25 protein-coding genes and 1 pseudogene are annotated in these 23273 nt (G+C 69.3%); 12 read left to right on the top strand and 14 right to left on the bottom strand.

What is annotated here, in order from left to right; genetic code table 11:
* Positions 1-136: 136 nt before the first annotated feature.
* Together D7I43_RS28090 and D7I43_RS28095 are read right to left on the bottom strand one after the other, a co-directional pair.
* Entirely contained in the window at positions 137-712 is a 576-nt protein-coding gene (locus D7I43_RS28090) for a Dps family protein (RefSeq protein ID WP_120331603.1), read from the bottom strand.
* Between the two features lie 302 nt (positions 713-1014).
* Positions 1015-1422, bottom strand: a complete 408-nt coding sequence (locus D7I43_RS28095; RefSeq protein ID WP_120331604.1) for a four-helix bundle copper-binding protein — start codon at positions 1420-1422, stop codon at positions 1015-1017.
* Between the two features lie 1065 nt (positions 1423-2487).
* Between D7I43_RS28095 and D7I43_RS28100 the strand changes: the two genes are divergently transcribed.
* The 3 genes from D7I43_RS28100 to D7I43_RS28110 all read left to right on the top strand — a co-directional run bounded on the left by D7I43_RS28100 (position 2488) and on the right by D7I43_RS28110 (position 4351).
* Entirely contained in the window at positions 2488-3312 is an 825-nt protein-coding gene (locus D7I43_RS28100; RefSeq protein ID WP_192902293.1) for an SCO6745 family protein, read from the top strand.
* Positions 3313-3444: 132 nt separating this feature from the next.
* Complete coding sequence (locus D7I43_RS28105) at positions 3445-3759, top strand: hypothetical protein (RefSeq protein WP_120331605.1); 315 nt, start codon at positions 3445-3447, stop codon at positions 3757-3759.
* Between the two features lie 184 nt (positions 3760-3943).
* Positions 3944-4351, top strand: a complete 408-nt coding sequence (locus D7I43_RS28110) for an Imm32 family immunity protein (RefSeq protein ID WP_120331606.1) — start codon at positions 3944-3946, stop codon at positions 4349-4351.
* Here the strand turns inward: D7I43_RS28110 and D7I43_RS34465 are convergent.
* The 3 genes and pseudogenes from D7I43_RS34465 to D7I43_RS28120 form a co-directional block, all read right to left on the bottom strand.
* Entirely contained in the window at positions 4276-4632 is a 357-nt protein-coding gene (locus D7I43_RS34465; protein WP_363607206.1) for a tyrosine-type recombinase/integrase, read from the bottom strand. The two genes, D7I43_RS28110 and D7I43_RS34465, sit on opposite strands and share 76 nt — an antisense overlap.
* 391 nt (positions 4633-5023) lie before the next feature.
* Positions 5024-5293: pseudogene (locus D7I43_RS34470) on the bottom strand (hypothetical protein); the annotation flags it as partial.
* A gap of 326 nt (positions 5294-5619) precedes the next feature.
* Positions 5620-6648, bottom strand: coding sequence for an aldo/keto reductase (locus tag D7I43_RS28120; RefSeq protein ID WP_120331607.1), 1029 nt, complete (start codon positions 6646-6648; stop codon positions 5620-5622).
* A gap of 95 nt (positions 6649-6743) precedes the next feature.
* On the opposite strand from D7I43_RS28120, the gene D7I43_RS28125 reads away from it, so the two are divergent.
* Positions 6744-7337, top strand: a complete 594-nt coding sequence (locus D7I43_RS28125; protein WP_204985304.1) for a TetR/AcrR family transcriptional regulator — start codon at positions 6744-6746, stop codon at positions 7335-7337.
* Between the two features lie 214 nt (positions 7338-7551).
* On the opposite strand, the gene D7I43_RS28130 is transcribed toward D7I43_RS28125, so the two are convergent.
* Entirely contained in the window at positions 7552-8214 is a 663-nt protein-coding gene (locus tag D7I43_RS28130) for a TetR/AcrR family transcriptional regulator (RefSeq protein ID WP_240033202.1), read from the bottom strand.
* A gap of 53 nt (positions 8215-8267) precedes the next feature.
* Between D7I43_RS28130 and D7I43_RS28135 the strand changes: the two genes are divergently transcribed.
* Positions 8268-9176, top strand: coding sequence for an SDR family oxidoreductase (locus D7I43_RS28135; RefSeq protein ID WP_120331610.1), 909 nt, complete (start codon positions 8268-8270; stop codon positions 9174-9176).
* A 227-nt stretch (positions 9177-9403) separates the two neighbouring features.
* A complete protein-coding gene (locus D7I43_RS28140; RefSeq protein ID WP_400326917.1) occupies positions 9404-10282 on the top strand; it encodes an IS5 family transposase in 879 nt (292 codons plus the stop codon).
* 5 nt (positions 10283-10287) lie between these two features.
* Here the strand turns inward: D7I43_RS28140 and lexA are convergent, their stop codons facing one another.
* From lexA to D7I43_RS28160, 3 genes are all read right to left on the bottom strand, one after another.
* Positions 10288-10938 (bottom strand): transcriptional repressor LexA, encoded by a 651-nt coding sequence (gene lexA / locus D7I43_RS28145; protein WP_120331612.1) that lies wholly within the window; start codon positions 10936-10938, stop codon positions 10288-10290.
* A 953-nt stretch (positions 10939-11891) separates the two neighbouring features.
* A complete protein-coding gene (locus tag D7I43_RS28155; RefSeq protein WP_158610169.1) occupies positions 11892-13049 on the bottom strand; it encodes a serine hydrolase domain-containing protein in 1158 nt (385 codons plus the stop codon).
* A 397-nt stretch (positions 13050-13446) separates the two neighbouring features.
* Positions 13447-14178, bottom strand: coding sequence for a TetR/AcrR family transcriptional regulator (locus tag D7I43_RS28160; protein ID WP_120331615.1), 732 nt, complete (start codon positions 14176-14178; stop codon positions 13447-13449).
* Positions 14179-14259: 81 nt separating this feature from the next.
* On the opposite strand from D7I43_RS28160, the gene D7I43_RS28165 reads away from it, so the two are divergent.
* Both D7I43_RS28165 and D7I43_RS28170 read left to right on the top strand, forming a co-directional pair.
* Entirely contained in the window at positions 14260-14985 is a 726-nt protein-coding gene (locus D7I43_RS28165; RefSeq protein WP_120331616.1) for a DUF998 domain-containing protein, read from the top strand.
* Positions 14982-15539, top strand: coding sequence for a YdeI/OmpD-associated family protein (locus tag D7I43_RS28170; protein WP_204985305.1), 558 nt, complete (start codon positions 14982-14984; stop codon positions 15537-15539). Before D7I43_RS28165 ends, D7I43_RS28170 begins: the two co-directional genes overlap by 4 nt.
* Before the next feature lie 243 nt (positions 15540-15782).
* Here the strand turns inward: D7I43_RS28170 and D7I43_RS28175 are convergent, their stop codons facing one another.
* On the bottom strand, positions 15783-16691 hold the full coding sequence (locus D7I43_RS28175; protein ID WP_120331618.1) for an SDR family oxidoreductase: 909 nt from the start codon (positions 16689-16691) through the stop codon (positions 15783-15785).
* Positions 16692-16811: 120 nt separating this feature from the next.
* Between D7I43_RS28175 and D7I43_RS28180 the strand changes: the two genes are divergently transcribed.
* The gene (locus tag D7I43_RS28180; protein ID WP_120331619.1) at positions 16812-17396 is read left to right on the top strand and encodes a TetR family transcriptional regulator; all 585 of its coding nucleotides are present in this window, start codon (positions 16812-16814) and stop codon (positions 17394-17396) included.
* Between the two features lie 218 nt (positions 17397-17614).
* Here the strand turns inward: D7I43_RS28180 and D7I43_RS28185 are convergent, their stop codons facing one another.
* Positions 17615-18937 carry an aspartate aminotransferase family protein gene (locus D7I43_RS28185; RefSeq protein ID WP_120331620.1) on the bottom strand — a complete coding sequence of 441 codons (1323 nt, stop codon included), beginning with the start codon at positions 18935-18937 and terminating at the stop codon, positions 17615-17617.
* 87 nt (positions 18938-19024) lie between these two features.
* Between D7I43_RS28185 and D7I43_RS28190 the strand changes: the two genes are divergently transcribed.
* Positions 19025-19933: a LysR substrate-binding domain-containing protein gene (locus D7I43_RS28190; protein ID WP_120331621.1), complete on the top strand. Its 909-nt coding sequence runs from the start codon at positions 19025-19027 to the stop codon at positions 19931-19933.
* A gap of 211 nt (positions 19934-20144) precedes the next feature.
* Positions 20145-20756 carry a GNAT family N-acetyltransferase gene (locus D7I43_RS28195; RefSeq protein ID WP_120331622.1) on the top strand — a complete coding sequence of 204 codons (612 nt, stop codon included), beginning with the start codon at positions 20145-20147 and terminating at the stop codon, positions 20754-20756.
* 19 nt (positions 20757-20775) lie between these two features.
* Here the strand turns inward: D7I43_RS28195 and D7I43_RS28200 are convergent, their stop codons facing one another.
* Positions 20776-21717 carry a GlxA family transcriptional regulator gene (locus D7I43_RS28200; protein WP_120331623.1) on the bottom strand — a complete coding sequence of 314 codons (942 nt, stop codon included), beginning with the start codon at positions 21715-21717 and terminating at the stop codon, positions 20776-20778.
* Positions 21718-21800: 83 nt separating this feature from the next.
* On the opposite strand from D7I43_RS28200, the gene D7I43_RS28205 reads away from it, so the two are divergent.
* Positions 21801-22229, top strand: coding sequence for a DUF6010 family protein (locus tag D7I43_RS28205; RefSeq protein WP_120331624.1), 429 nt, complete (start codon positions 21801-21803; stop codon positions 22227-22229).
* 67 nt (positions 22230-22296) lie between these two features.
* Here D7I43_RS28205 and D7I43_RS28210 read toward each other — a convergent pair whose 3' ends face one another.
* The gene (locus D7I43_RS28210; RefSeq protein ID WP_120331625.1) at positions 22297-22647 is read right to left on the bottom strand and encodes a hypothetical protein; all 351 of its coding nucleotides are present in this window, start codon (positions 22645-22647) and stop codon (positions 22297-22299) included.
* A gap of 174 nt (positions 22648-22821) precedes the next feature.
* Positions 22822-23262, bottom strand: coding sequence for a DUF1579 family protein (locus D7I43_RS28215; protein ID WP_120331626.1), 441 nt, complete (start codon positions 23260-23262; stop codon positions 22822-22824).
* Positions 23263-23273: the final 11 nt, after the last annotated feature.

Here is a 23273-nt window from a genome sequence, read left to right on the forward strand (position 1 = left end):
TGCGGCCATCGCGCATCACTCTCCTTCACTGGGCTTAGCCGTCTCGAAGGATCGCGCGGTGGCCGTCTCCTATCTACCCAACACGCCCATCACGGGCAAGTCGTACACCACTTCCGTGGACGCAACCGGATCGTCGCTAGGTCCGCACAACGGGCGTGTCGACGAGGTGCTCTGCGATGAACCATGTCTGAAGTTCGTTGGTGCGGATCAGATTCGACACCAGCAGGTCGTTACTACCGTCGTCACCGCCTTCAGCCACCCGCCCAGCGGCATCGTGCGCGTCGCGGAGAATCAGCTCGTGCGCTTCAAGCAGGCGCGACAGCATCGCCGGCACTTCCTCCGCCCCGTCCGGCGGACGCGGCACCCGCGTCACTTCGGCGACGTGACGTGGGTCCCCCACCGCAATCCCACCGAGGGTCTGGATGCGCTCCGCGACCATGTCAATCAGTTCGAGCTGCTCGTCGGCATGCTTGTCGAGCAGCAGATGAAGCTGGTAGAACGTCGGCCCACGCATCAGCCAGTGATGCTTCTTGTACAACGAGTACAGAATCCGCGTATCGGCGAGGATTGTGTTCAGCCGTTCACACGAGTACCTCCGCACGTCGTCGGCCAGCCCGACCGGCAACTGCCGCACGCTGCCGAACCGCTGGATCTCACGGCCGTGCTGATGCAGTCGAGGCTGGCTGTCCGATCGCTGCTCCTGCTCGCTCATGCTGCCCCTCCTCGGTGCATGCTCACGCTCCCGCCTGCGACCACCGACCCACGCCAGCTTCTAGGCGCAGCGGTACCCGACGTTACACAGGATTGGTTGCCTAGAAACCGTTCGGTTCGAGCGTAGGCGGCTGGTCCTCGGGAACCGGGTGATATCGCCACTTTCTCTGTAGAAGGACCGTCCCGCAGCTCCATCTCCTGACCACTGGACAGCGCGACGAGCAGCCCCGGATGGCCAAACACGAGGCCAAGCGGTAACAAACCCGAGCGGCGCCGCACACGTTGCGGCGCCGCTTGCGATGCTCAACTGATGGTGGCGAGCAGGTCCCGGCAGACCTGCTCGCACGCGCGGCAGGCCTCGGCGCAGATCCGGCAGTGCTCGTGCTGGTCGGCGTGGCGGACGCACTCGTCCCCGCACGACTTGCACGCCGTCGCGCACGCCTCCAGCAGGCTGCGGCTGATGTTGGCGTCGTAGCCAGTGTGCCGGGACAGCACCCGGGCGGTGGTGGCGCAGATGTCCGCGCAGTCCAGATTCGTCCGGACGCACTTGGTCAGCTCGGCGACCACGTCCTCGCTCAGGCAGGCGTCCGCACACGCGGTGCAGGCCTGCGCGCAGTCGTTGAGCGCGTCGATCGCAGCCGCCAGCTTCGCCCGGTCCAGGTTCATCGGCTTCGGGTACGTCCTCAGCATCGGCATGGTGGTGCTCGGCATCGGGAACTCCCTCTCTCGGTCCCCTGCGCCCTACCCGAAGACTTCCGACACACACCTCACCGGCGCCAGCAGCCCGGTGTTGGCGCCTGTGGGTAGCGCCCCCACATGGCCCACCCGATACAGGTGCGGAGTACCTCCGCCGCGCGGCACCGGCGTGGTCGCCGCCGCGGTCCGCGGCTCCTGCTCCGCGAGCTGGCTGCTCGCTCACCGACCGGCTGGCCTGGCTCGCTGACGTCACCGTTCTTTCTCAGCCGAGGACCAGGCCGGACGACCGGATTCCAGAGCGAAGCGCTGAGGGCCGGAGTTGGTCGCCGTCAACCCGCAACCCAGCGGTACGGCGCGTGCTGCAGTTCACAGGCATGCTGACGGTCCTCGGCATCGAGGAGCCGCGAGCCGACCAGCCTCAGCGGGGCGCCCGAGCTCACGGGTGTCCGCCAGATAGCGGGCTACCTCGGCCAGCTTGACGTTCGCGCTCCGGCTGACCTTCATCAGCAGGGCGAACGACTGGCAGCGGTGAGCTGCAAGCACAGCCGATCGCCGCGCGTCCGCCAGCACACGCCCCAGTAGCCGGCGAGAATCCGCCACTACCTCCGGCGTCACCGCATCCAGCCGGCAGGGGGCGGCGAGTGCGGCCACCACCGATACCGTCACCGCCGATCACCGCCCGAGCGACAAGCCCGCGGTCGAGCCGGCGCACACTCTGCAGCGGTGCGCGCCGGCGCCAGCCCGGCCGTCTGTATGAAGATCGACCGGCGAGCAACGCCGCGCCCTGGCCGTCGAGTTGGTATCCCTCCAGCCACGTGCAGCCGTCATAGGTCGCCTTGTCATCAACTCGAATGAGGCGGAAGGTGAAGCCGGCCGAGCCGGCGAACTGGACGCCCGCGCGGCATTGATGACCAGCAAGGAGCCGGGTGTAAGGCGTGACGAGGCGTCCACGGTGGTCACCTACCTCGGCTTGAGCAACGGACTGCGTGAGCGGGTCACCATCTTCGGCGGCCGATTCGACGCCGCAGCCGACGAGACGGGCGGATTTCGGGTGAGCGCGACCGAAGGAGATGCCGAGCGATGCCGCACCCACTGGCCAAGGTCCACCGCATGTTCGAGCTCGTCGAGCCGATCGCCACCGTCACCTTCTCCGAGGTGCCGAACGAGGCGTTCCTGGCCTTGGGTATGCGCAACTACTGGGACGGGTACTTCGCGGGCCGGGCTGCGCCGCTGGGCCTGGCGCCGGCCGAGGTGGTGCACGCGGTTTTCTACAACTTCGCCGACGGCGAGGTGGCGCGCCACATCCCGTGGGTCTGGGGGAAGACCACCCCGCAGGAGGCGATCGCCGTGCGCGAGCGAGGCAGCGCCGCCGCGCTGCGGGAGAGGATCGGGCAGCTCGCCGACTCCCCCGCTCTGGTGCGGGCCGCCGGCCTGGCCACCCGGGCAGCGGTCAGCGCGCCGACCGAGGGCCGCGCGCTGTACGCCGGGCTGCGGGCGCTCGACGTGCCCGCCGAGCCGGTGGCCCGGCTCTGGCACGCGGCGACGCTGCTGCGGGAGCACCGCGGGGACGGCCACAACGCCGCCCTGCTCGCCCACGGCATCGGCGGCACCGAGGCCCACGTCCTGCTCGCCCTCTCCCTCGGCATGCGGGCGGAGGAGTTCGGCCGGACCCACCACCTGCCCACGGCACAGCTCGCCGCTGTCGTCGACGGGTTGCGCGACCGCGGCCTCGTGGACGCCGCCGGCGGGTTCACCGACGCCGGCCGCCAGACCAAGGAGCGGATCGAGGCCCTCACCGACGAGCTGGCGGCGCCGGCGTACGACGTGCTCACCGCCGACGAGCTCGACGAGCTGATCGCACGGCTCGAGCCGATCGTCGCCGCGGCACAGGACGTCGACGACTGAGCGGGCGCGTCAGGCGACGGCCACGAGAACAGACGGTCGCTGCCCGCGGTCACTCGCCTGCGCTGTTCAGCAGCGAGTGCACTGCGCCATGAGCTTGCGTTGCTTGACCTGACGAGCCGCTACCTTCGAGGTGTGGACGATCCCGAACGCCCCAGCGAGCGCCTCGTCGAGCAACGCCTGCGCAGTCGTGCCATGGAAGCGCTGGTCGCCCTGAGCGAAGGTGACTCAGGCGTTCGCAGCGTCGGCGTTGGCGACTACGTCAACCTGTTCTTCGACGTGATCGACGACGACATCCCGTGGCAGTGGCGCGACTGGTCGTGTTTCACGCCCGAGGAGGTTGAGCGACTCGGTGCGGTACACGGACTACTGCAGGCAGCCTGCGCGGTGACGCCTGGGCATGACACTGACGACGACTTCATCGCCTCCGGCTGGCCGGGCAGGATTTAACCCGCTGCTCGCGCGGCGTTGGACGTCATGCAGGCAAGGGGCCGATTCCGGGAGGACGCCGAGGAAGAGAATCCCTCCGAGTAGTACCGCCTAGCGGCTGGATAGCGCCGAGGCGCGCACAGAGGGCAGATCCGGAAGCGGTGCCGGCGACGTGAGGGGCCGCAAGGTGCGGGACAATGCGCCGATGGACGATCACCGGCGCTGCCGTCTTTCCGTCAGCGACGGCGAGTTGGAGCTTGCCGGGTCGCCGGCTGCCCTCCGCGCCCTCGGCCGGCTGCTACGCCAACATCCTGAGCCCTTTGAGGTGGCGATCACCGGCGGGGTTGTCAGTCAAGAGGCGACCGCCGGTCCGCTGCTTGTCCGTCTGCAAGGCGGGACCACGCTGCACTTCTCCGGTGGTCGCGAGTATCTCGACATCATTTGGGATGCGCTCGACGGCGTGGCTGAGCAAGCCGAGACCGCCGATGACCGGACAGTCAATCGGCATCAGCACATCGAGTACCTTCCCGGGGACCACTATCGGTCGCCCGACTCGGTTCCATTGGTCATCGTGGCCGACTGGCCAGACGCGCCGCAGCAGCAAACGCACTGATTTCGACAAAGCCGCGAGCGCTTGCTACGTCCCGGAGGGCATGTACGCGGCGAGGATGTAGTTGGCGTGGCGGTCGAGGTTCTTGCGGCTCGGTCGTAGCGCATGGTGGTGCGGGTGTCGGCGTGGCGGGCGGCGATCTGCACGTCGCGGAGGCTGACGCCGGCGTCGAGCATCGTGATCACGAAGGTGTGGCGCAGCATGTGGGGGTGCATCCTCGGCATCCGGATGCCTGCCGTGTCGGCGAGGTGCTTGAGTCGGCGGGTGGCGGCGTGCCGATCCATCCGCCGACCGTGGGGTGTTGCGCAGGATCGGTCCGCTGGTGCGCTCGTCGACGGCCCGGTCGATGGCTCGGGCGACCGCGGGTGGCAGCGGGACGAGGACGACCTTGCCGCCCTTGCGGCGCACACGCAGAACCCGGTGGCCGTGCTCCTCTCCGAGGTTGGCGATGTTCGACCCGCAGGCTTCGAAGATGCGCAAGCCGAGCAGGCCCAGGAGGGCGACCAGGGCGAAGTCGTTCGGGTTCGAGGACTTCCGGGCGGTGGCGATCAGGGCTTCGAACTGTAGGTGCCCCAGTCCGAGGGTCGGTGACTCGGCCGGCACGGTGGGTCGGCGGACATAGTCGGCCGGCGAGTGCTTCGGGAGGGCGTCGATGACGCAGACCCGGTAGAAGCCGACCACGACCGACAGCCGGCGGGAGACTGTCGAGGGTTGATACCGGCGTACGTCTTGCAGCCAGCAAACGTACCGCTCGATGTCCACCCGCACCGCCGTCAGCGGGTCAAGGCCGTGGTCGCTGCACCAGCGGAGGAAGACGTGCAGGTCGGACTCGGTATGGACGCGTGTCTGGCCACGGTAGCGGGCCAGGAAGGCGGATACCGCGGCTCGCAGGACGAGTTGATCGGCCGGTACGGCGTTGGAAGCGGGAGCAGGATAGGCAGCCATACATTACGGCGCGTCACCAGCGGTGATGAACGCCAGCACGCCGGGAGCGGCAGATTAGTGCACCTGATCATGCAGATGAAGTTCCCGGGGCTCTCGAGCCTGCCTGGTTCGCGGCCGGTGGCGCATCGGGCCGTAGCTGGCCGGTTCCCTGGAACATTCCGATCAAGACGGGGGGGGCACGCCTCGACTACGTCGATGGTCTGTTCACCGCCGGCGGCGTCGCCACCCCGGCGGAGCGTCACCATCAGCTCGGCCATGCCGATGACGCCCATCACCCGCCAGCGGCGGGTGATGGGCGTCGCGGTCACGGTGTTCTCCCGTCTTTCTCAGGCGGCGGCTCGCTCGTCGGCCGGGCGCCGGCGCAACGTGGCGCGCTCGAGTGCGGGCGGGGCGTAGGCCATGTCGAGCCGGCCGACGTCGGTGCCGGGCGCGACGATCGCGTCGATCTCGTCGAGGATCTTGTCGTCAAGGGTGACGTTCGCGCCGGCGAGCAGGTCGTCGAGGTGCTCCATGGTGCGCGGCCCGATGATGGCCGAGGTGACGCCGGGGTGGGCGATCGCGAACGCCATCGCGAGGTGGGTCAGCTTCATTCCGGCCTGCTCGGCGAGCGGGATGAGTTGCTCGACGGCGTCGAGGCGGCGTTCGTCGCGGTAGTGCTTGAAGCCGAAGGCAGCGCGGTGGGTGTCGGCCTGCTGGCCCTTGCGGAAGCGTCCGGTGAGCATGCCCTGGGCCAGGGGGCTCCAGACGAGCGTGCCCATCCCGTACCGCTCGGCGACGGGCAGGATCTCGCGCTCGATGCCGCGGTCGAGGATCGAGTAGGGCGGTTGTTCGGTGCGGAACCGTTCGAGGCCGCGGCGCTCGGCGGCCCACTGGGCCTCGACGATGTCGGAGGCGGGGAAGCACGACGATCCGATCACGCGGACCTTGCCGCTGCGTACGAGGTCAGTCAAGGCGGACAGGGTCTCCTCGACGTCGACCGTCGGGTCAGGCCGGTGGACCTGGTACAGGTCGATGTGGTCGGTCCGCAGGCGGCGCAGCGAGTTCTCGACCTCGGCGATGATCCAGCGTCGGGAGTTGCCGCGCTGGTTCGGGTCGTCACCCATCGGTCCCCACACCTTCGTGGCGAGCACGACGTCGTCACGGCGCCCCTTGAGCGCCTTGCCGACGATCTCCTCGGACTCGCCGCGCGAGTACATGTCGGCCGTGTCGACGAAGTTGATGCCGGCGTCCAGGGCCTTGTGGATGATGCGGATCGAGTCGTCGTGGTCGGGGTTGCCGGCCCCGCCGAACATCATCGCGCCCAGGCAGTACGGGCTGACCTGGATGCCGGTGCGGCCCAGCGTGCGGTAGTGCATGGCTCTCCTCCGGAGGCGTATCATCGACCAAGCGGAACGGCTTATCACTTAACACTATACGGAACATCTTCTCACTTCTGCACGGGAGGCCTTCAGTGAGCGCGGCCACACCTGACCGGCCACGTCGCGTCCGCGCCGACGCGCAACGCAACATCGACGCGCTGCTCGACGCGGCCCGCGAGGTCTTCGCCACCTCAGGCGTGGACGCCCCGGTACGCGAGATCGCCGCCAAGGCCGGGGTCGGGCTCGCCACCTTCTACCGCCACTTCCCGGAGCGCTCCGACCTGGTCACCGCCGTCTTTCGGCACGAGGTCGACGCCTGCGCCGACACTGCGGCCACCCTGACAGCCGAGTACGAACCGCTCGAGGCCCTCACCCGCTGGCTGCGGCGGTACACCGGGTTCCTCGCGACCAAACACGGCCTCGCCGCGGCGCTGCACTCCGGCAATCCCGCCTTCGAACCGCTGCCCGCCTACTTCCAGCAGCGCTTCGAGCCCGCCCTCGGCTCGCTGCTCGCCGCCGCGTCCGCCGCCGGCGAGATCCGCGGCGACATCGAGCCCATGGAACTCCTGCACGCGGTGGCCAACCTGTCCCACCCCGACCTCATCCGCGCCGAGCGCATGATCGCCCTGCTCATCGACGGCCTGCGCTACGGAGCCAAGCCAAGACTTCAATCCGCCGAGCCCTAGGCTCACTCACTCGGTGGCTTCGGATTGCCGCGAAGTTCAGCGACCAGATCGGGCAGGTGACACAGCACGCTGCCGTGGCGGTCCGCCAATCGCGGCCACATTCAATTCGGCACGACGGTGCCTTGAGCGCCACCGCGATTCGTGACGCCCCGTGACGCCCGGCGGCATAAGAGTGCACCCGTTCAGTAGTGTTGCCGACGTTTCGTCACGACCGTCAGGTGAGCGTCGCCGCGTTCGGGGCCGGAACGGCTGGGGCCGATGTGACTGCGCGTAGCTCGGCGGCCATCTCGGCGATCAGTTCGGTGAGGGAGGCGTCGCAGCCGGGCGCGACCCAGCGGGCGAACGCCACCCGGAAGACCGTGACGCCCGACTCGGTGGCCAGGGTGGCCGCGGTCTCGCCGACGCCCTTGGCACGCAGGGCGTCGGCGACCGCCGCCGCCAGCGAGCTCGTCTTGCGCAGCTCGCGCTCCTGCAGCTCGGGGCTGCCTTCGATGATGGACTGGCGCACCCGAGCCAGGTCGAGGCGATCGGCGAAGATCTCGTCCGCCACCCGTTGGAAGGCGGCGATAACCGTCTCGAAAGGGGCGGCGTCCGTCTCGGCGACCGCCTTGACCAGGACCCCCTCCAGCAGCTTGCCGCCGCTGAAGAGCGCCTCGCGCTTGTCGCCGAAGAGCCGGTAGAACGTGCGTTTGTCGACGCCGGCGCGGGCCGCAATGTCGGTGACCGTGGTCTGGTCGAAGCCGCGCTCGCGGAACAGCTCCAAGGCGGCCGCCTCCAAGCGGCCGCGCGCGTCCGGTTGCCAGCGGGTCATGTCGGCGATGGTATCTGATGTCACACGGCGACATCTTCTCGACGAGAGCATGTCGCGTGGTGACATCGCGGTGTACGGTCATGTCACAAGATGACATCGGTCCCTGGGAAGGAACCACGATGCGCGTATTCGTCACCGGCGCCTCCGGCCACCTCGGCTCCGCGGTCCTGCCGGAACTACTCTCCGCCGGGCACCAGGTCGTCGGCCTGGCCCGCTCCGACGCGTCGGCCGCCGCGACCGAGAAGCTCGGCGCCCAAGTGCGCCGCGGCGACTTGTCCGACCTCGACGTGCTACGCGAGGAGGCGGCCGCCTCCGACGGCGTGATCCACCTCGCGTTCCGCCACGACCTCATGCTGACCGGCGAAATGGCCGCCGCTGCCGAGGCCGACCTAATCGCCCTCAAGGCACTGGCCGACGGCCTGGACGGCTCCGGCAAGCCGCTCGTCGGCACGAGCGGGACGGCCATGCTCGTCATGGGCGGCGTCGTCGGCCGCCCCGGCACCGAACGGGACGTATTCCCGGGCGGCTACCGGATCGACGCGGAGAACTTCGTGGCCAACCTCGCCTCGCGCGGCGTGCGCTCCTCGATCGTCCGGCTCGCGCCCACGGTGCACAGCTCGCTCGACCACCACGGCTTCATCACCGCCATCATTGCCACCGCCCGACAGAACGGGTACGCCGCATACGTCGGCGAGGGCACCAACCGGTGGCCGGCCGTGCACACGCTCGACGCGGCCAAGCTCTACCGGCTCGCCCTCGAGAAGGCGCCGGCCGGCTCGCACCTACACGGGGTCGCCGACGAGGGCGTCCCCTTCGCCGAGATCGCCGCCGCCGTCGGCCGCAACCTGGACATCCCGGTCCGCAGCATCAGACCCGAGGAGGCGGGCGACTACTTCGGCTTCCTCGGATCGTTCGCGCAGATGGACAACCCGACGTCGGCCGCGATCACCCGCGAAATGCTCGGCTGGACCCCGACCCACCCCGGCCTAATCGCCGACCTGGACGAGGGGCACTACTTCCAGGCATAAACCACAAGCGGTGGCCCGGGACTGCTCCCGGGCAGCCGTTTCGTTTTATCGGGTACTCGGGTACCAGCTGCTCGGCTTCACCGGCTGACGCTTAAGGCGTGTTTCGTAAGTCGTGGGATCCGTACAAGTTGCCGCGTGGCGGTGATCGATAACTGAAGAGGTCTCCGGTATCTGGTTCTGCGACCAAGCAAGAACTTCATACCGGAGACCTCGTGCCCAGCGTAGCGGTGACGAGGCGGCATGACCTGACCGACAGGCAGTGGGCTGTTCTCGCCCCGCTGTTACCTGCCGCGCCGTCGACGGGTCGTCCGCCGAAGTGGGAGAAACGGCAGCTCATCGACGGGATCCGGTGGCGGATCCGGGTCGGCGCCCCATGGCGGGACGTGCCGGCCGAGTACGCGCCCTGGCCTACCGTCTACGGCCTGTTTCGTCGTTGGCAGCGGGACGGGACCTGGGACAAGATCCTGTCCGCGTTGCAAGCCGCCGGCGACGCGATCGGCCGGATCGGCTGGACGGTGAGCGTGGACTCGATGACCAGCCGCGCCCACCAGCACGCCGCCGGCGCCCGCACCGACGGGCATCTGCAGAAGGAACCGCCCGGCGGCGTGCACGACGAACCGGCCGATCACGGGCTGGGCCGATCCCGCGGCGGGCTGACCACCAAGACTCATCTGGCCTGCGAGCAGGGACAGAAGGTCCTCTCCCTGATCGTGACCGCCGGGCACCGTGGTGACAGCCCGCAGTTCATTCCCGTCCTGCGCCGCATCCGCGTGAGCCGCCTCGGTGTCGGCCGGCCCCGCACCTGCCCCGACCTGGTCCTGGCCGACAAGGCCTACACCAGCCGCGGCAACCGCCGATACCTGCGCTCACGCGGGATCAAGGCATGCATCCCCCGCAAGACCGACCAGGACGCCCACCGCAAAGCCACAGGCTCCAAGGGCGGCCGCCCACCCACCTTCGACAAGGACCTCTACCGGCTACGCCACGCCGTCGAGAACGGCATCAACCGACTCAAACGCCACCGCGGCGTCGCCACTCGATACGACAAGCTGGCCGTCCGCTTCCAAGCCGTCCTGACCATCACCATCATCACCGAGTGGCTCTGACCGGCTTATGAAACACGCCTTAGCACGCATACGACCTTGCCAAGGATCACCGCCTCGTCCCCTGGGATGACCGGGTAGAGCGGGTTGCGGGGCAGCAACTCGACCTTCCCATCGCGGCTGCGGTAGACCTTGACGGTGGCCTCGTCATCAATCAACGCGGCGACGATGTCACCGTTCTCAGCGGACACCTGCTGTCGTACAACGATGACGTCTCCATCGGCAATGCCCGCCTCGATCATTGAATCCCCGCGGACGTGCAACGCAAACAACGTGCCTCGGCCGACCAGCTCGGACGGCAAGGCCAGGATCTCCTCGACATGCTCCTCTGCGAGGATCGGGACCCCGGCGGCGATGGCCCCAACGAGCGGGACTCGGACACCGGGGCACAAGTCCAGATCGGGCGCGGTGGCGCTGGCCGATGGCCGCGCGTCGACGGCGCGCGGCCCATGGGCAGCGCGCCGCACAAGGCCAAGCCGCTGGAGCACCTTCAGATGATGCGTCACCGATGACGGGGAGCCGAGTCCGACGGCAGCACCAATTTCACGCACCGTCGGCGGATAACCGTGGCGCTCGACCCACTCGCGGATCACTTCCAAGATCCGCTGCTGTCGAGGGCTCAACCTGGGTGAACTGGGTGCTGCATCCGAGGACGTCATTCCCGGACGATACCTCAGTCTTAGATCATATGTGCTAATGCTGGTCGGGTTTGTTATGTGTCCAGAGCAATCGGTCGTCGGCACTCGGCTCGGGCCGCTCGGATCAGGTCGGCTCCCTTGAGCAAGAGCGGGACCAAGCCTCACCACCGCGAGGCAGCTTGAAACCTTCCCCGCTCGAACGCATAGGTCTTTCGCGACGTCCCGTTGTCCGACTACCTAGAGGCCGTCGACAGAAGCGGACACCGCATCGTCGCAGAGCTGCCGGTAGCAAATCAGCGTGGTCTCGATCAAGCGTGTGGGTTGGCATGGTCAGGTTGACTGCGCGGCGACGTCTCGCCCCTGACACACCTCAAAGTCTCTGGATAACCGTCCCACTTCGGCTCGTGGATCAGGCCCGGACGCTCGGGCACGGCATCGACTGGTGCGGCGAGCATCGGCGCGACCGGCCTCCGCAGCACCGCCCCTGCGGTCGCGCCCTCCCCCACCGGGCCGGCGTTCACCTCCAGCCCCGTCCATGAGCCCTTCTCATCTTCGCCCCCCCACGTCATCGTGGGCGGGAACCAGCTCACCTCGGGCGGAGATCTACGACAACGAATGCATTGGTGGTCGCACCGCATCGCCGGGCCGTCTACCCCGCGGCGCCTATGGTGTCGGTGGGGCCGTGGCGAGTCCGCGACGTCGGATGCCCGGCGAGGGGACTTGGTCTGGCGGGTGGTGGGCGGGGCCCAGGCCGCAGAATCGTGCGGCGCCAAGAAAGCCGCGGCAGCAGTAGGAGGCGAGGTTGGCCTGGGAGGTCAGCCGGGCGCGTACCTCGTTCGGACTGTTGCAACGGCGCGTCATCGCCAGCCGCCCGCGTTTTCGGCGAGCTCCGGCAGCCACGTGTACAAGAGGGACGAACAAGCGAAGAACCTGACCCGCTTTCCGCAGGTCAGGCCCTTTCGATTGCCGTCGCCTTATCCCTCGGCTGGGTCGCCGCAGAACTCAACGGCGATGAGCGCGTTGATCGCGTCTTCGGCAGCTGGGCTCAGCGTGAGGCTGCGGTTGACCGAGATCGTAATCTTGCGTGCGCTCTGCGGACTGGTGAAGCTGTAGGTGCCGTACCCGGGTACGCCTCCCTGGTGGCCCCAGACCTGCTGGCCGCACATCTCGGTGTGCCCGAGGCCGAGCCCGTATTCGAAGCCGGGGAAAGCGTCGTCGGATTGCTGCATCTGGCGCAGCAGTGGGAGGGGCAACAGTCGCCCGCCGAACAATGCCGAGTAGAAGAGGTTCAGGTCGTGGGTGGTGGACACGAGGTCGCCGCTCGCCCACGCTACGGACATGTTGTAGGTGGTGAGGTCGGTCAACCGGCCGGACGAATCCACGGCCTCGTATCCGCGTGCCGACGGTTGCCGCAGGCGCGGGTGGTGTCCGGGGAGGTAGGTGTCCCGCAACCCGGCTGGTCCCAGGACGCGTCGGGACAGTTCGTGTGCGTAGCTCTCGCCGGTGACCTTTTCCACGAGCATGCCGAGGATGACGTAGTCGGTGTTGGAGTAGAGGAACTGTTCGCCGGGGGTGAACGGCAGCGTCTCCTGCGCGGCGATGGCGATGCGTACGAGATCTGCCGGGGCATAGTCGAGGTGTCGCGACTCGGCCATCACCTTTGGATTCGGCCACAGGACGTTCGCGTAGTCGTACAGACCGCTTCGGTGCTGCAGCAGCTGGCGGACGGTGATCGGTTCGGGGTAAGGCAGCAGCCCCGGCAGGTAGTGGTCGATCGGAGCATCGAGGTCGATCTTCCCGTCCGCGACGAGGCTGAGCACCAGAGTCGACGTGAACGACTTGGTGATGCTGCCAATCCGGAACTGGCCGGAGGGGCTTGGCGGTTTGTTGGTGCGAAGATTCCCTACCCCGGCCACGACAGACCGGGTACCACGATCATCGCGCGTCTCGATGGTGACGCCAGGTACGCCGGCCGCGACGACCCGGCCCGCCTGTTGCAGCAACGTTGACCGAGATGGCGGCGAACCCGATGGTGCCACGTCCGGTGCCGCAGCTACCGGTGCGACGGGCAGCGCCAGGCACACGAGTGCGGATCCGGCCACCACGCCTGCCGCCTGCTTAACTATCGTCATGATCATGAGGCTAATGGCGCATTACGGCAGTCACATTGGGGTCTACCCGCTGGTTTGAGGTAGTGCTAGCCCCAGGATCGAACGTCGGGGACCTCCGAGTCGACATCAAGGCCCAGCGGCGGACCCTTCACGGGCTGGCCCGGCGGGTGGCGGTGTTGTCAGCGGAGCCCGGTCGACATCCCACCCACTCCCCTGCCGTCCGCCGGCCTCTTGCGGGCCTGTTCGCCAACTCCTCGCCGCACTGTTCGAAGATGTCGGCGATCTGGGTGAGGAGGCGGCCGCGGTGGTCAGGGTCGATGGCGGACCAGGATGGGTCGGGCGGACGCCCGCTGGGCGGCCTGCACCGCCGCGGGTTCGCGCGAGGGCGGGGCGTCATGTCGTCAGGGAGTCGGCACGGCTATGGACGTTCGTCGGGTGGGTACGCTGCGAGGAACGCCTCGACGCCGCCGTCCGCGAGCCGATCCAGTTCGGGGCCGGAGGGCATGGCTGCTTCGCCTTCGAACATGACCCGGTCGAGCGTCGCGCCGACGACGAGGAAGGCGAAGTGCTGGGCAGCCGTTTCGGCGTCGTGGATGCGTAGCCGCCCTTGAGCGGCAAGGTCGGCGAATGCTGCCGCGAGGGCCGTGAGCACGCGGCCCGGTGCTCGCCGGTGGTACTCGCGGGCCAGGTCGGGAAACCGTGCCGACTCCGCGCTGATCAGGCGGCGCAGGCGCACCACGGGGAGCCGGGTCACCGCCGCCAGGTGCCGGCGAGCCAACTCGCGTAGCGCCGCGGGAAGGTCGTCGGCTTGGCGGAGTGGCGCGATGAGCTCGTCGGCGAACTGCTCCGCGGTGGCGGTGACCCCGAGCACGATCTCGGTGAACAGCCGTTCCTTGTCGGCGAAGTTGTTGTAGACGGTCCTCTTCGACACCGCGGCCCGGGCGGCGATGTCGTCGACGCTGGTGTCGACGTACCCCCGTTCCAGGAACAGGGTCGTGGCGGCCTGCACGATAGCGGCCCGGCTGCGGAGCGCTCGCGGATCCTGCGAGCGGTCATCTCGCGCCGACCCGTCCGGCGTGGGCGCCTGGTGCGGCGGCCGCAACGACACCCGCACCAGCAGGTCGTCACTGTTCGCCTCGGAACCAGTCATGTCCTCCCCGCCCCTCGACTTCTTGCACTGATCAGTACCACGCGGTACTGTTCAGTGTAGTATCCAAGAGAGGGATGCGCCATGACCACCGAAAACGCGATCGGCTCCGCCCCCGGCACCGGGGCCAACCAGGTGTTCAACCGCCCTGCCGCCGTGACCCGCTCCCTGCTCGGTTACGGCCCGCTCGCCGGCGCCTGCTACCTGGCCTCCGGACTGGCCCAGGCGCTGACCCGCGACGGCTTCGATCTGCGCCGGCACGACCTGAGCCTGCTCGCCAACGGGCCGCTCGGGTGGATCCACATCCTCACCCTGATGCTCACCGGCCTAATGACGGTCGCCTCCGCCATCGGGGTGTTCCGCGCGCTGCCGCGGGGCCGCGCTACCACGTGGGCGGCGGGCCTGCTGGGGGCGTACGGCCTGGCGCTCGTGGCGGCCGGCATCTTCGTCGCCGACCCCATGAACGGCTTCCCGGTGGGCACGCCGGACGGTCCGCCCACCGAGGTGACGCCGCACGGCGTCCTGCACATCGCGGCCGGCGGGGTCGGATTCGCCGCTCTCGTCGCGGCCGCGTTCGTCCTCGCCCGCTTCTTCGCCCGGACCAGCCGGCGCGGCTGGGCCTGGGCCTCGCTCGGGGCCGGCCTGGTTGTGCTGGCCGGCTTCCTCGGCGTGGCTACCGGATCGGCGTCCTCCCTCGCCGTCCTCGGGCTGTGGATCGGCGTGGTCACCGGCTGGGGATGGATCGCCGCCGTCTGCATCCACCTCTACCGGCGCACACCCCACCCCAGGCAGCCGAGCGACCCAGCATGAGAGCACCGGGGTGGGCCGTCGGCGCACCCCGCCACGACCCGCTTCCCCTACCGATGACGGTCGACGAGGAGGAGAGAAAGCACGTGGAGACGACCGGACCGAACAGCGTCACGTTCGACACCACCGTGGCCGCCACCGGCAACAACACCGGCATCGTCGTGCCGGTCGAGGTGATGGAGCAACTCGCGGCCGGCAAGCGGCCGCCGGTGCTTGTCAATCTCAACGGCTACGAGTACCGCAACACCGTGGGCGTGATGGGCGGCAAGTCGATGGTCAGCATCAGCGCCGCGGTCCGCAAGGCCACCGGCCTGAAGGGCGGGGACCCGGTCCGCGTCACCCTCACCGTCGCGGACACCCCACGCGAGGTGGAACTCCCACCCGACTTCGCCGCCGCTCTCGCCGCGGACGAACCGGCGGCGACGTTCTTCGCGAACCTCTCCAACAGCCTGCGGCGCTACCACGTCGACAACATCAACGCCGCCAAGACCGACCAGACGCGCCAACGGCGCATCGAGAAGGCCATCGACCTCTTCCGCAACGGCAAACAGCGATGAACGGCCACCGAGAGCTTGCCTGACACCGGTGGACAGACCGACGGTCGAAGCGTCTGGTGGCCGGCGCTGACCGGGCTGTCGCGCCAGAGCCGTCCTGCCTCGACTCGGCCGGGTGCGTCCGCATCGTCCTCCCACAGATCCGCCAGGAACGCCACGGTGGCCAAGGGCTCCGGGGACCCCAGACCCACGGCATGCGCGGCGATGCGCGCACGCCGGGTTCGTTCTCGGGTCGCCACTGGTGATTCACGCCTGGAAGTAGTGCCCCTCGTCCAGGTCGGCGATCAGGCCGGGGTGGACCGGGGTCCAGCCGAGCAGTTCGCGGGTGATGTCCGCCGACGCCGGGTTGTCCATCTGCACCAGCGGCCCGAGGAAGCCGAAGTGGTCGTCCGCCGCCTCGGGGCTGATGCTCCGGACCGGGACGCCCAGGTTGCGGCCGATGGCGGTGGCGATCTCGGCGAACGGGACACCCTCGTCGGCGACCGCGTGCAGGCGGGACCCGGCCGGCGCCTTCTCGAGGGCCAGCCGGTAGAGGGTGGCTGCGTCGAGGGTGTGCACGGCGGGCCACCGGTTGGCGCCGTCGCCGACGTATGCGGCGTACCCGTGCCGCCGGGCGGCCGCGATGATGGCCGTGATGAAGCCCTGGTGATCGAGCGAGCTGTGCACCGTGGGCGTGAGGCGGACGATCGAGGAGCGCACGCCGCGCGAGGCGAGGTCGGCCACGAAGTTCTCCGCGTCGATCCGGTGGCCGCCCGGGAGCACGTCCCGTTCGGTGCCGGGGCGGCCGACGACGCCGCCCATGGCGAGGGTGAGCGTCCCGCTGGTGCCGACCAGCGGCTTTCCGCTGCCGACCAGGCCGTCGGCCAGCGCTTTGAGGGCGACCAGGTCGGCCTCCGCGGCAGCGGCCAGGTCGCCGGTCAGCAGGAGGTCGTGGCGGTACGCGAGGTGGATCACGCCGTCGGAGGCGGCCGCCTCCTCGCGCAGCACGGCGAGGTCGGACAGGTCGCCGCGGCGTACCTGGGCGCCGAGCTTCTCCACCGCGGGGGCCGAGGTCTCGGAGCGGGCCAGGCCGACGACCTGGTGTCCGGCGGAGAGCAGTTCCGGTACGACCGCGGAGCCGAGGTGGCCGGAGGCGCCGGTGACGAATACACGCATCGTGGTTCCTTCCCAAGGGCCGATGTCATCGTGTGACATCACCGTACACCTCTGATGTCACCATGCGACATGACCTCGCTCGTGACATGTCACTCAGTGACATCGGATAGCATTGCCCCCATGGCCCGCTGGCAACCGGACGCACGCGGCCGCCTGGAGGCGGCCGCCCTGGCGCTGTTCAACGAGCGCGGCTTCGAGCAGACGACCGTCACCGACATCGCGGCCCGCGCCGGCCTCGACAAGCGCACGTTCTACCGGCTCTTCGGCGACAAGCGCGAGGTGCTGTTCAGCGGCGGCAGCCGGTTGGAGGAGGTCCTGGTCAAGGCGGTCGCCGAGACGGACGCCGACCCCTTCGAGACGGTCGTCACCGCGTTCCGCCAGGTGGCGGACGAGATCTTCGCCGACCGCCTCGACCTGGTCCGGGTGCGCCAAACCATCATCGACGCCAGCCCCGAACTGCAGGAACGGGAACTGCGTAAGACGAACGGGCTGGCGGCCACGGTCGCCGCGGCCCTGCGCGCCAAGGGCGTCGGCGAGACCACCGCCACCCTCGCCACCGAGTCAGGCGTCACGGTCTTCCGGGTGGCGTTCGCCCGATGGGTCGCGCCCGGCAACGACGCCTCCCTCGCCGATCTCATCGCCGAGACGGCCGCCGAGCTGCGCGCGGTCACGTCGTCCCCAGCCACACCTCCGGCCAGAGTCTGACCTGGACGCCGGCGACCGGCCACACCCGCACGATCGGCAGCACCTAGATGGCCAGCGGCCGGCTCTTCTCTTTCGTCGCCCGGGCCGGAACGAAGCGCGTTCGCCCCGGTGACCTGGGCCGTCGTGCCGCTTCTCACCGCTGTGGTGGCCGCGAGGTCCCCGGTAGTCAGGTTCTTCTTGGTCGATGAACCCTCTACCGGAGACCTCGACGATGCCGATCAGGCCAGCGCCGCTTCGCCGATCGCCTGGTCGAGGATCTCCAGGCCGAGGGCTAGTTCCTCTCGCGTGATGGTGAGAGGTGGCGCGATCCGGAAGGTGCTTCCCATGCCGGGCAGCTGCACGACGTTCATATGGAGGCCGAGTTCGAGGCAGCGGCGGGTGACCTGGGCGCCGAGGGCGTCAGCGCCTTCTCGTGTCGTGCGGTCGAGGACGAGTTCGATCCCCTGCATCAGGCCGCGTCCTCGTACGTCTCCCACCACGTCGTGCCGGTCCTTGATGTCGAGCAGGCCCGCTCGCAGGACGTCGCCCAGTTCCCGTGCCCGTACGTCCATCTGCTCCTGCTGGAGGACGTCGAGCACGGTGTTGCCGACGGCGGCGACGAGGGGGTCGGACACGTGGGTGGTGTAGAAGAGGTACCCCCGCTCGTGGGCCCGTTGCTCGATCTCCGCGGTCGTGATCACCGCGGCGAGTGGGAGGCCGGCGCCCAGCGTCTTGGAGAGCGTGAGGATGTCGGGCACGATGCCGTCGCGTTGGAAGGCGTACCAGGTGCCGGTGCGGCACAGGCCGGTCTGCGCCTCGTCGACGATCAGCAGCATGCCGCGTTCGCGGCACTTGGCCGCCAGCGCGGCGAAGTAGCCCGGCGGTGGCTCGATGATGCCGCCCGAGCTGAGGATCGGCTCGACGATGCATGCCGCGAGACTCCCCGACGACTGTGCGTCGACGAGGGCGAACGCGTAGTCGAGCTGCCGCTGCCAGTCCAGCTCGCCGTCCGGGGTGGTGAAGTCGGGGCGGTACGGGTTGGGCGTGGGGATCGCGAAGTTTCCCGGCGGCGTGGGCCCGTAGCCGTGGTGGCCGGCGCTGTACGTCGCGGCGGCCGCGGCGTGGGTCATGCCGTGCCACGACCGGGCGAAGGCGACGATCTCGTGCCGGCCCGTCACGAGCTTGGCCATCCGGATGGCCGCCTCGTTCGACTCGGCGCCGGTGGTCAGCAGCAACGCCTTCTCCAGCGGCGCGGGCAGCGACTCGGCGAGCCGGCGCGCGAGGTCGACGACCGAGCGCGACAGCATGCCGCTGAACAGGTGATCCAGCCTCGCGATCTCCCGCTGCACCGTGGCGACGATCGCGGGATGGCAGTGCCCGAGAATGGCGCTCATCTGGCCTGAGGTGAAGTCCAGGATCTGCCGGCCGTCGGCGGTGTACACGAAGCTACCCGCCGCGCGGTCGATGATCTCGGGCGTGAACCAGCCGCCGTAGCGCACCAGATGGCGGTCGACGTCAGACCAGAACTGCCCAGCGGTGCTCTGCTCGGTAGTCAACGTCATGCGCCTCACGGTAGGCCCGCTTCGGAGTGCACGAAAAGCTGAAGTTTGTGGCTACGCTGTGCGGAAATCCTGCACAGGAGGGTTGCGATGCGGCTGAACACCGCACGCCTGGAGATGCTCAGCCTGCTGGACAGCCTCGGCACCATGCGCGCGGTCGCCGCGGCCCTGCACCTGAGCCCGTCGGCAGTCTCGGCGCAGCTGGCGGTCCTGGAGGCGGAGACCCGCACCGAGCTCCTGCGGCGTACCGGCCGCCGCGTCCAGCTCACGACCGCCGGACGTACCCTCGCCCGGCACGCCCGCGTCATCCTCGACCAGATCAGGGCCGCCGAGGCGGACCTGCGGGGCCTCTCCGGGCGGGCAACGGGTCCGGTACGCCTCGCGGCCTTCTCCAGCGCCATCCGCGCCGCCGTCATCCCGCTCGCCGCGCGGCTACGCACGGCGCATCCAGGGATCGCCCTCGAGGTCGCCGAACTGGACCCGCAGGCCAGCCTTCCGGCCCTGCGCCGCGGCGACTACGACATCATCGTGACCGCGGACTTCATCGACGGGTCCATGCCGCTGCACCCCGACGTGCAGACCATCCCCCTGCTCACCGACGACATCGTGCTCGTGACGCCGCGGTCGCAGACCGGGTCGGAGACGCCGGCGGACCTGGCCGACTTCGCCGAGGCGGCCTGGTCCATCGACATGCCCGGCACGTACCTGTCGAACCTGGTGACGAGCACCTGCCGGCAGGCCGGCTTCGAGCCGGTCGTGGCCGGCCGCTTCGCCAGCTACGAGGTGCTTCTGGCGCATGTCGAGGCCGGACTGTCCGTGTCACTCCTGCCCGAACTGGCCGTGGACCGCCGCTACCGCGTCACCACCCGGCCGCTGCGCCGGCCGTTGACCCGTCACATCTACGCGGCCGTCCGCAGCCGCTCGACTCTCACCGCCGCAAGCCAGGTCGTCCTGAACGAACTACGCAACCTCTCTGCGGCGTCGGCGAACACCATCTGACCGACAAGGGACGCTTCGCGGAGCCCGTCGACGCCGAAGGTGTCGAACCCAGCGGTCATCCAGCCCTCATTCCTGCTCGACCGGCCCGGCCGGTGTGTCGGCGGCCTCCGCGAGGGGCCCGCCGGCGACCTCACCGTGTCTCCCTGGCGACCGTCCGGGCTACCGGCCACTGGCACCTGGACGGCACGACGCCTGAGATACCTTCGCCGGTGTGACAGCGTCTGAGATCACCGTCGCCACCCCGGCAGACCGTGGGCGGGTCATCGACTCGTTGGTCGCCGCATTTGTCGACGATCCCGTCCTGACGTTCCTGTTTCCTGAGAAGAGCACCTATCCGCAGCATGCTGCTGCCTTCTTCGGGCACCTCTTCGACAAGCGGGTGGGCAGGGAAACGATCTGGACGATCGGGCGCGGTGCCTCCGTCGCAATCTGGGAGCCCCCCGCCGCGGTCGAGAACGGGTCGTCGGACGCGGATCTCGCCGCCCAACTCCCGGCTGACGCACTGGCGCGCGTTCGCGCCTACGACCAGGCCGTCCACGCCGCCCTGCCGGCCACCCCCTTCTGGTACCTCGGTGTCCTGGGCACCCACCCCAACTACGCCGGCCGTCGCTGGGGTCACGCCGTCATGAGGGAGGGATTGCGTCGCGCCGCCGCCGACGACCTGCCGGCGGTTCTGGAGACCAGCAACCCCGGCAACGTCGAGGTCTACCGCCGCGCAGGCTGGGAGGTGGTGCGTGTCGTAACAGAACCACTGCCAACCTGGATCATGCACCAGTCCGCTCGCCAACTGCGAACAGCGGATCTCCTCGTCGGGCAGTCGTAGACCGCGTTTGATCGACGTGCTAGTCCCGGTCGGGCGGCGGGAAGGCCGCCCGGTAGTCGCGCGGGCTGACGCCGACGACGTGTCGGAAGCACTCCCGAAAGGCGGTCGGCGAGGAGAACCCGACGAGCGTGCCGATGTGCTCGACCGGCTGGTCAGTCTGTTCCAGCAGCAGCTGGGCCCGCCGGACCCGGTGCCGGCTGAGCCAGCGCATCGGCGTGGTGCCGGTCTGGTCACGGAAATGCCGGCTCAGCGACCGGGTGCTCATCGAGGCGTACGCGGCGATCTCGGCCAGGGTGAGCGGACGGTGGAGGTTGTCGGCCATCCAGACCAGCAGTGGCTGAATGCCGTGTCCCGCCGGCACGGGTGGTTCGTACGCGATGAACTGCGCCTGTCCCCCGGCCCGTTCCAGCGGCATGACGCAGTCGCGCGCGGTGTCGGCGGCGACCGCCGCGCCGTGGTCCCGTCGGACGACGTACAGGCACAGGTCGAGCCCGGCGGCGGCACCGGCCGATGTCAGCACCGGATCATCGTCGACGAACAGCACGTCCGGGTCGACCGTGACGGCGGGATACCGGCGGGCCAGCTCGGCCGCGGCGGCCCAGTGGGTGGTGGCCCGCCGCCCGTCGAGCCGGCCGGCGGCGGCCAGTACGAAGGCGCCGGTGCAGATCGACACGAGCCGGGCTGTGCTGGTGGCCAGCGCCTCGCGAATCGCGGCGGGAAGCGTTGCGCCCAGGTCGGCGGTCCCCGGTACGACCACCGTGTCGGCCTCGGCCAGCACGGACAGGTCGTGCGGTACCCGCACCCCGACCGCGCCCGCCCGCACCTCCTCGGTGACCGCACAGACCTGCACCTGGTAGGCCGGGCGACCGTCGGCCAGCCGCGCGCGGCCGAACACCTCGATCGGCACGGACAGGTCGAACGGGACCACGCCGTCGTTCGCGACGACCACCACCCTGTGCATATGCCCATTCTGGCGAGAACCCGTCGATGGATGGCTCGCCGGCCTCTGCTCGGCGCCGGCCACCGCACCTAGATTCACCAGCCATGACCATACTCATGCCACTGCTCGTCGGCGCCCTGTACGTCTGCCTCAACTCGCTGATCCGGGAACCACACCGCCGCCGGTTCAACGCGATCATGGTCGCCGGGGCCGGGGCGGCGTACCTCAGCGGCGGCGGGCTGGCGGGCTGGGAGTTCCCGTTCGTGGCGGTGCTGGCCTACGTGGCGTACCGGGGGCTGGAGTCGTGGCGGTGGATCGGCGTCGGCTGGCTCCTGCACACCGGCTGGGACGTGGTTCACCACCTGTACGGCAATCCGATCATCCCGTTCCTGCCCGGCTCGTCGTTCGGCTGCGCGATCTGCGACCCGGTCATCGCGCTGTGGTGCCTGACCGGCGGGTGGTCGGTGCGGGACGTGCTGCGCACCCGCGCCATCCGCCGGGCAGGGCCGGCAGCGGCCAGCCGAACGAGCTGACTCCTGCCGGCCCGGCGAGGTCACCTCGCCAGCGCGCGATGGCAAGCCATGATCGGGCGGCCGGGATTCAGAGCCACCGCTGTGCCGCCTCGACGCTGTCCCCGCCACTGGTGTTGAACGCAATCGCGGCCTGGGGCGCGTGGCGCCGGACAAGGTTCACGATCTGTTCGAAGAGCGGAAGCAGCGACTCGGTCTTGCGGATCCCGGCGCCGACGACCACAACATCCCACGGCTGCTTGGTCAGCGATGCGACGAGGGTGGACTCGGCCGATTCGCCGAACACGATCAGCGTCATGTCCGCGTCGATGCCGTGCTCACCGAACCGGGCCAGCTCCGCATCGAGCGCCGCACGAAGGGCCTCTCCGTCGACGCCGGGTATCGCTTGCGGGTCGTATCCAACAACAAGTGCAGATGGCATGCAGCCAACCTACCGAGCCCCGCCGAGCATGATCCACCGGACACGACCTAGCGGTACAACCTGGTGATGGGCGGTTCGGAGCCCAGGGGGCGGGCGGCTGGGTGTCGTCGACCTCCCGCCACTCGGCGGCTCGACAACCGGGCAGGATGTCGAGCCGCCGAGCGTTGCCGCGATTCAGGGACGGACGCGGGTCATGGCGGACTCGTAGCCGCCGCCGGGCCACGCCCACGCTCCGGTGGCGCTGGTGCCCTGCGCGTCGAAGGTGCCGCGGTACCGGGCCGGCGAGCCCGGCTGGCCGAACCAGATGGTCAACTCCCGGTCGACCACTTCGTACACGTACTCCAGGATGTCTCCTGTACTGCCGAAGAAGTGTGATCTCAGGGTGCCGCTGTCTGCGTCGTATCCGATGTACTCGACGCCGGTGGTGGACCCGCCGTCCTGGCTCAGGTCGACGTGCTGGACCAGGAAGTGACCGCCCGGCATCCACTCGTAGGTGACGGTGCCGTGGTGTCCGGGCCCGGACACGTGCCACGTGCCGACCAGCACGTCGAGGGTCCTCAGGGCCGGGTGGGGGGTGTTGGCGGACGGGGCGCCGCCGAGGATCTCGTCGGTCATGGTGGTGGTTC

The organism is Micromonospora globbae, from assembly GCF_003610785.1.
In the GTDB taxonomy this organism is placed as follows: Bacteria; Actinomycetota; Actinomycetes; order Mycobacteriales; family Micromonosporaceae; genus Micromonospora; species Micromonospora globbae.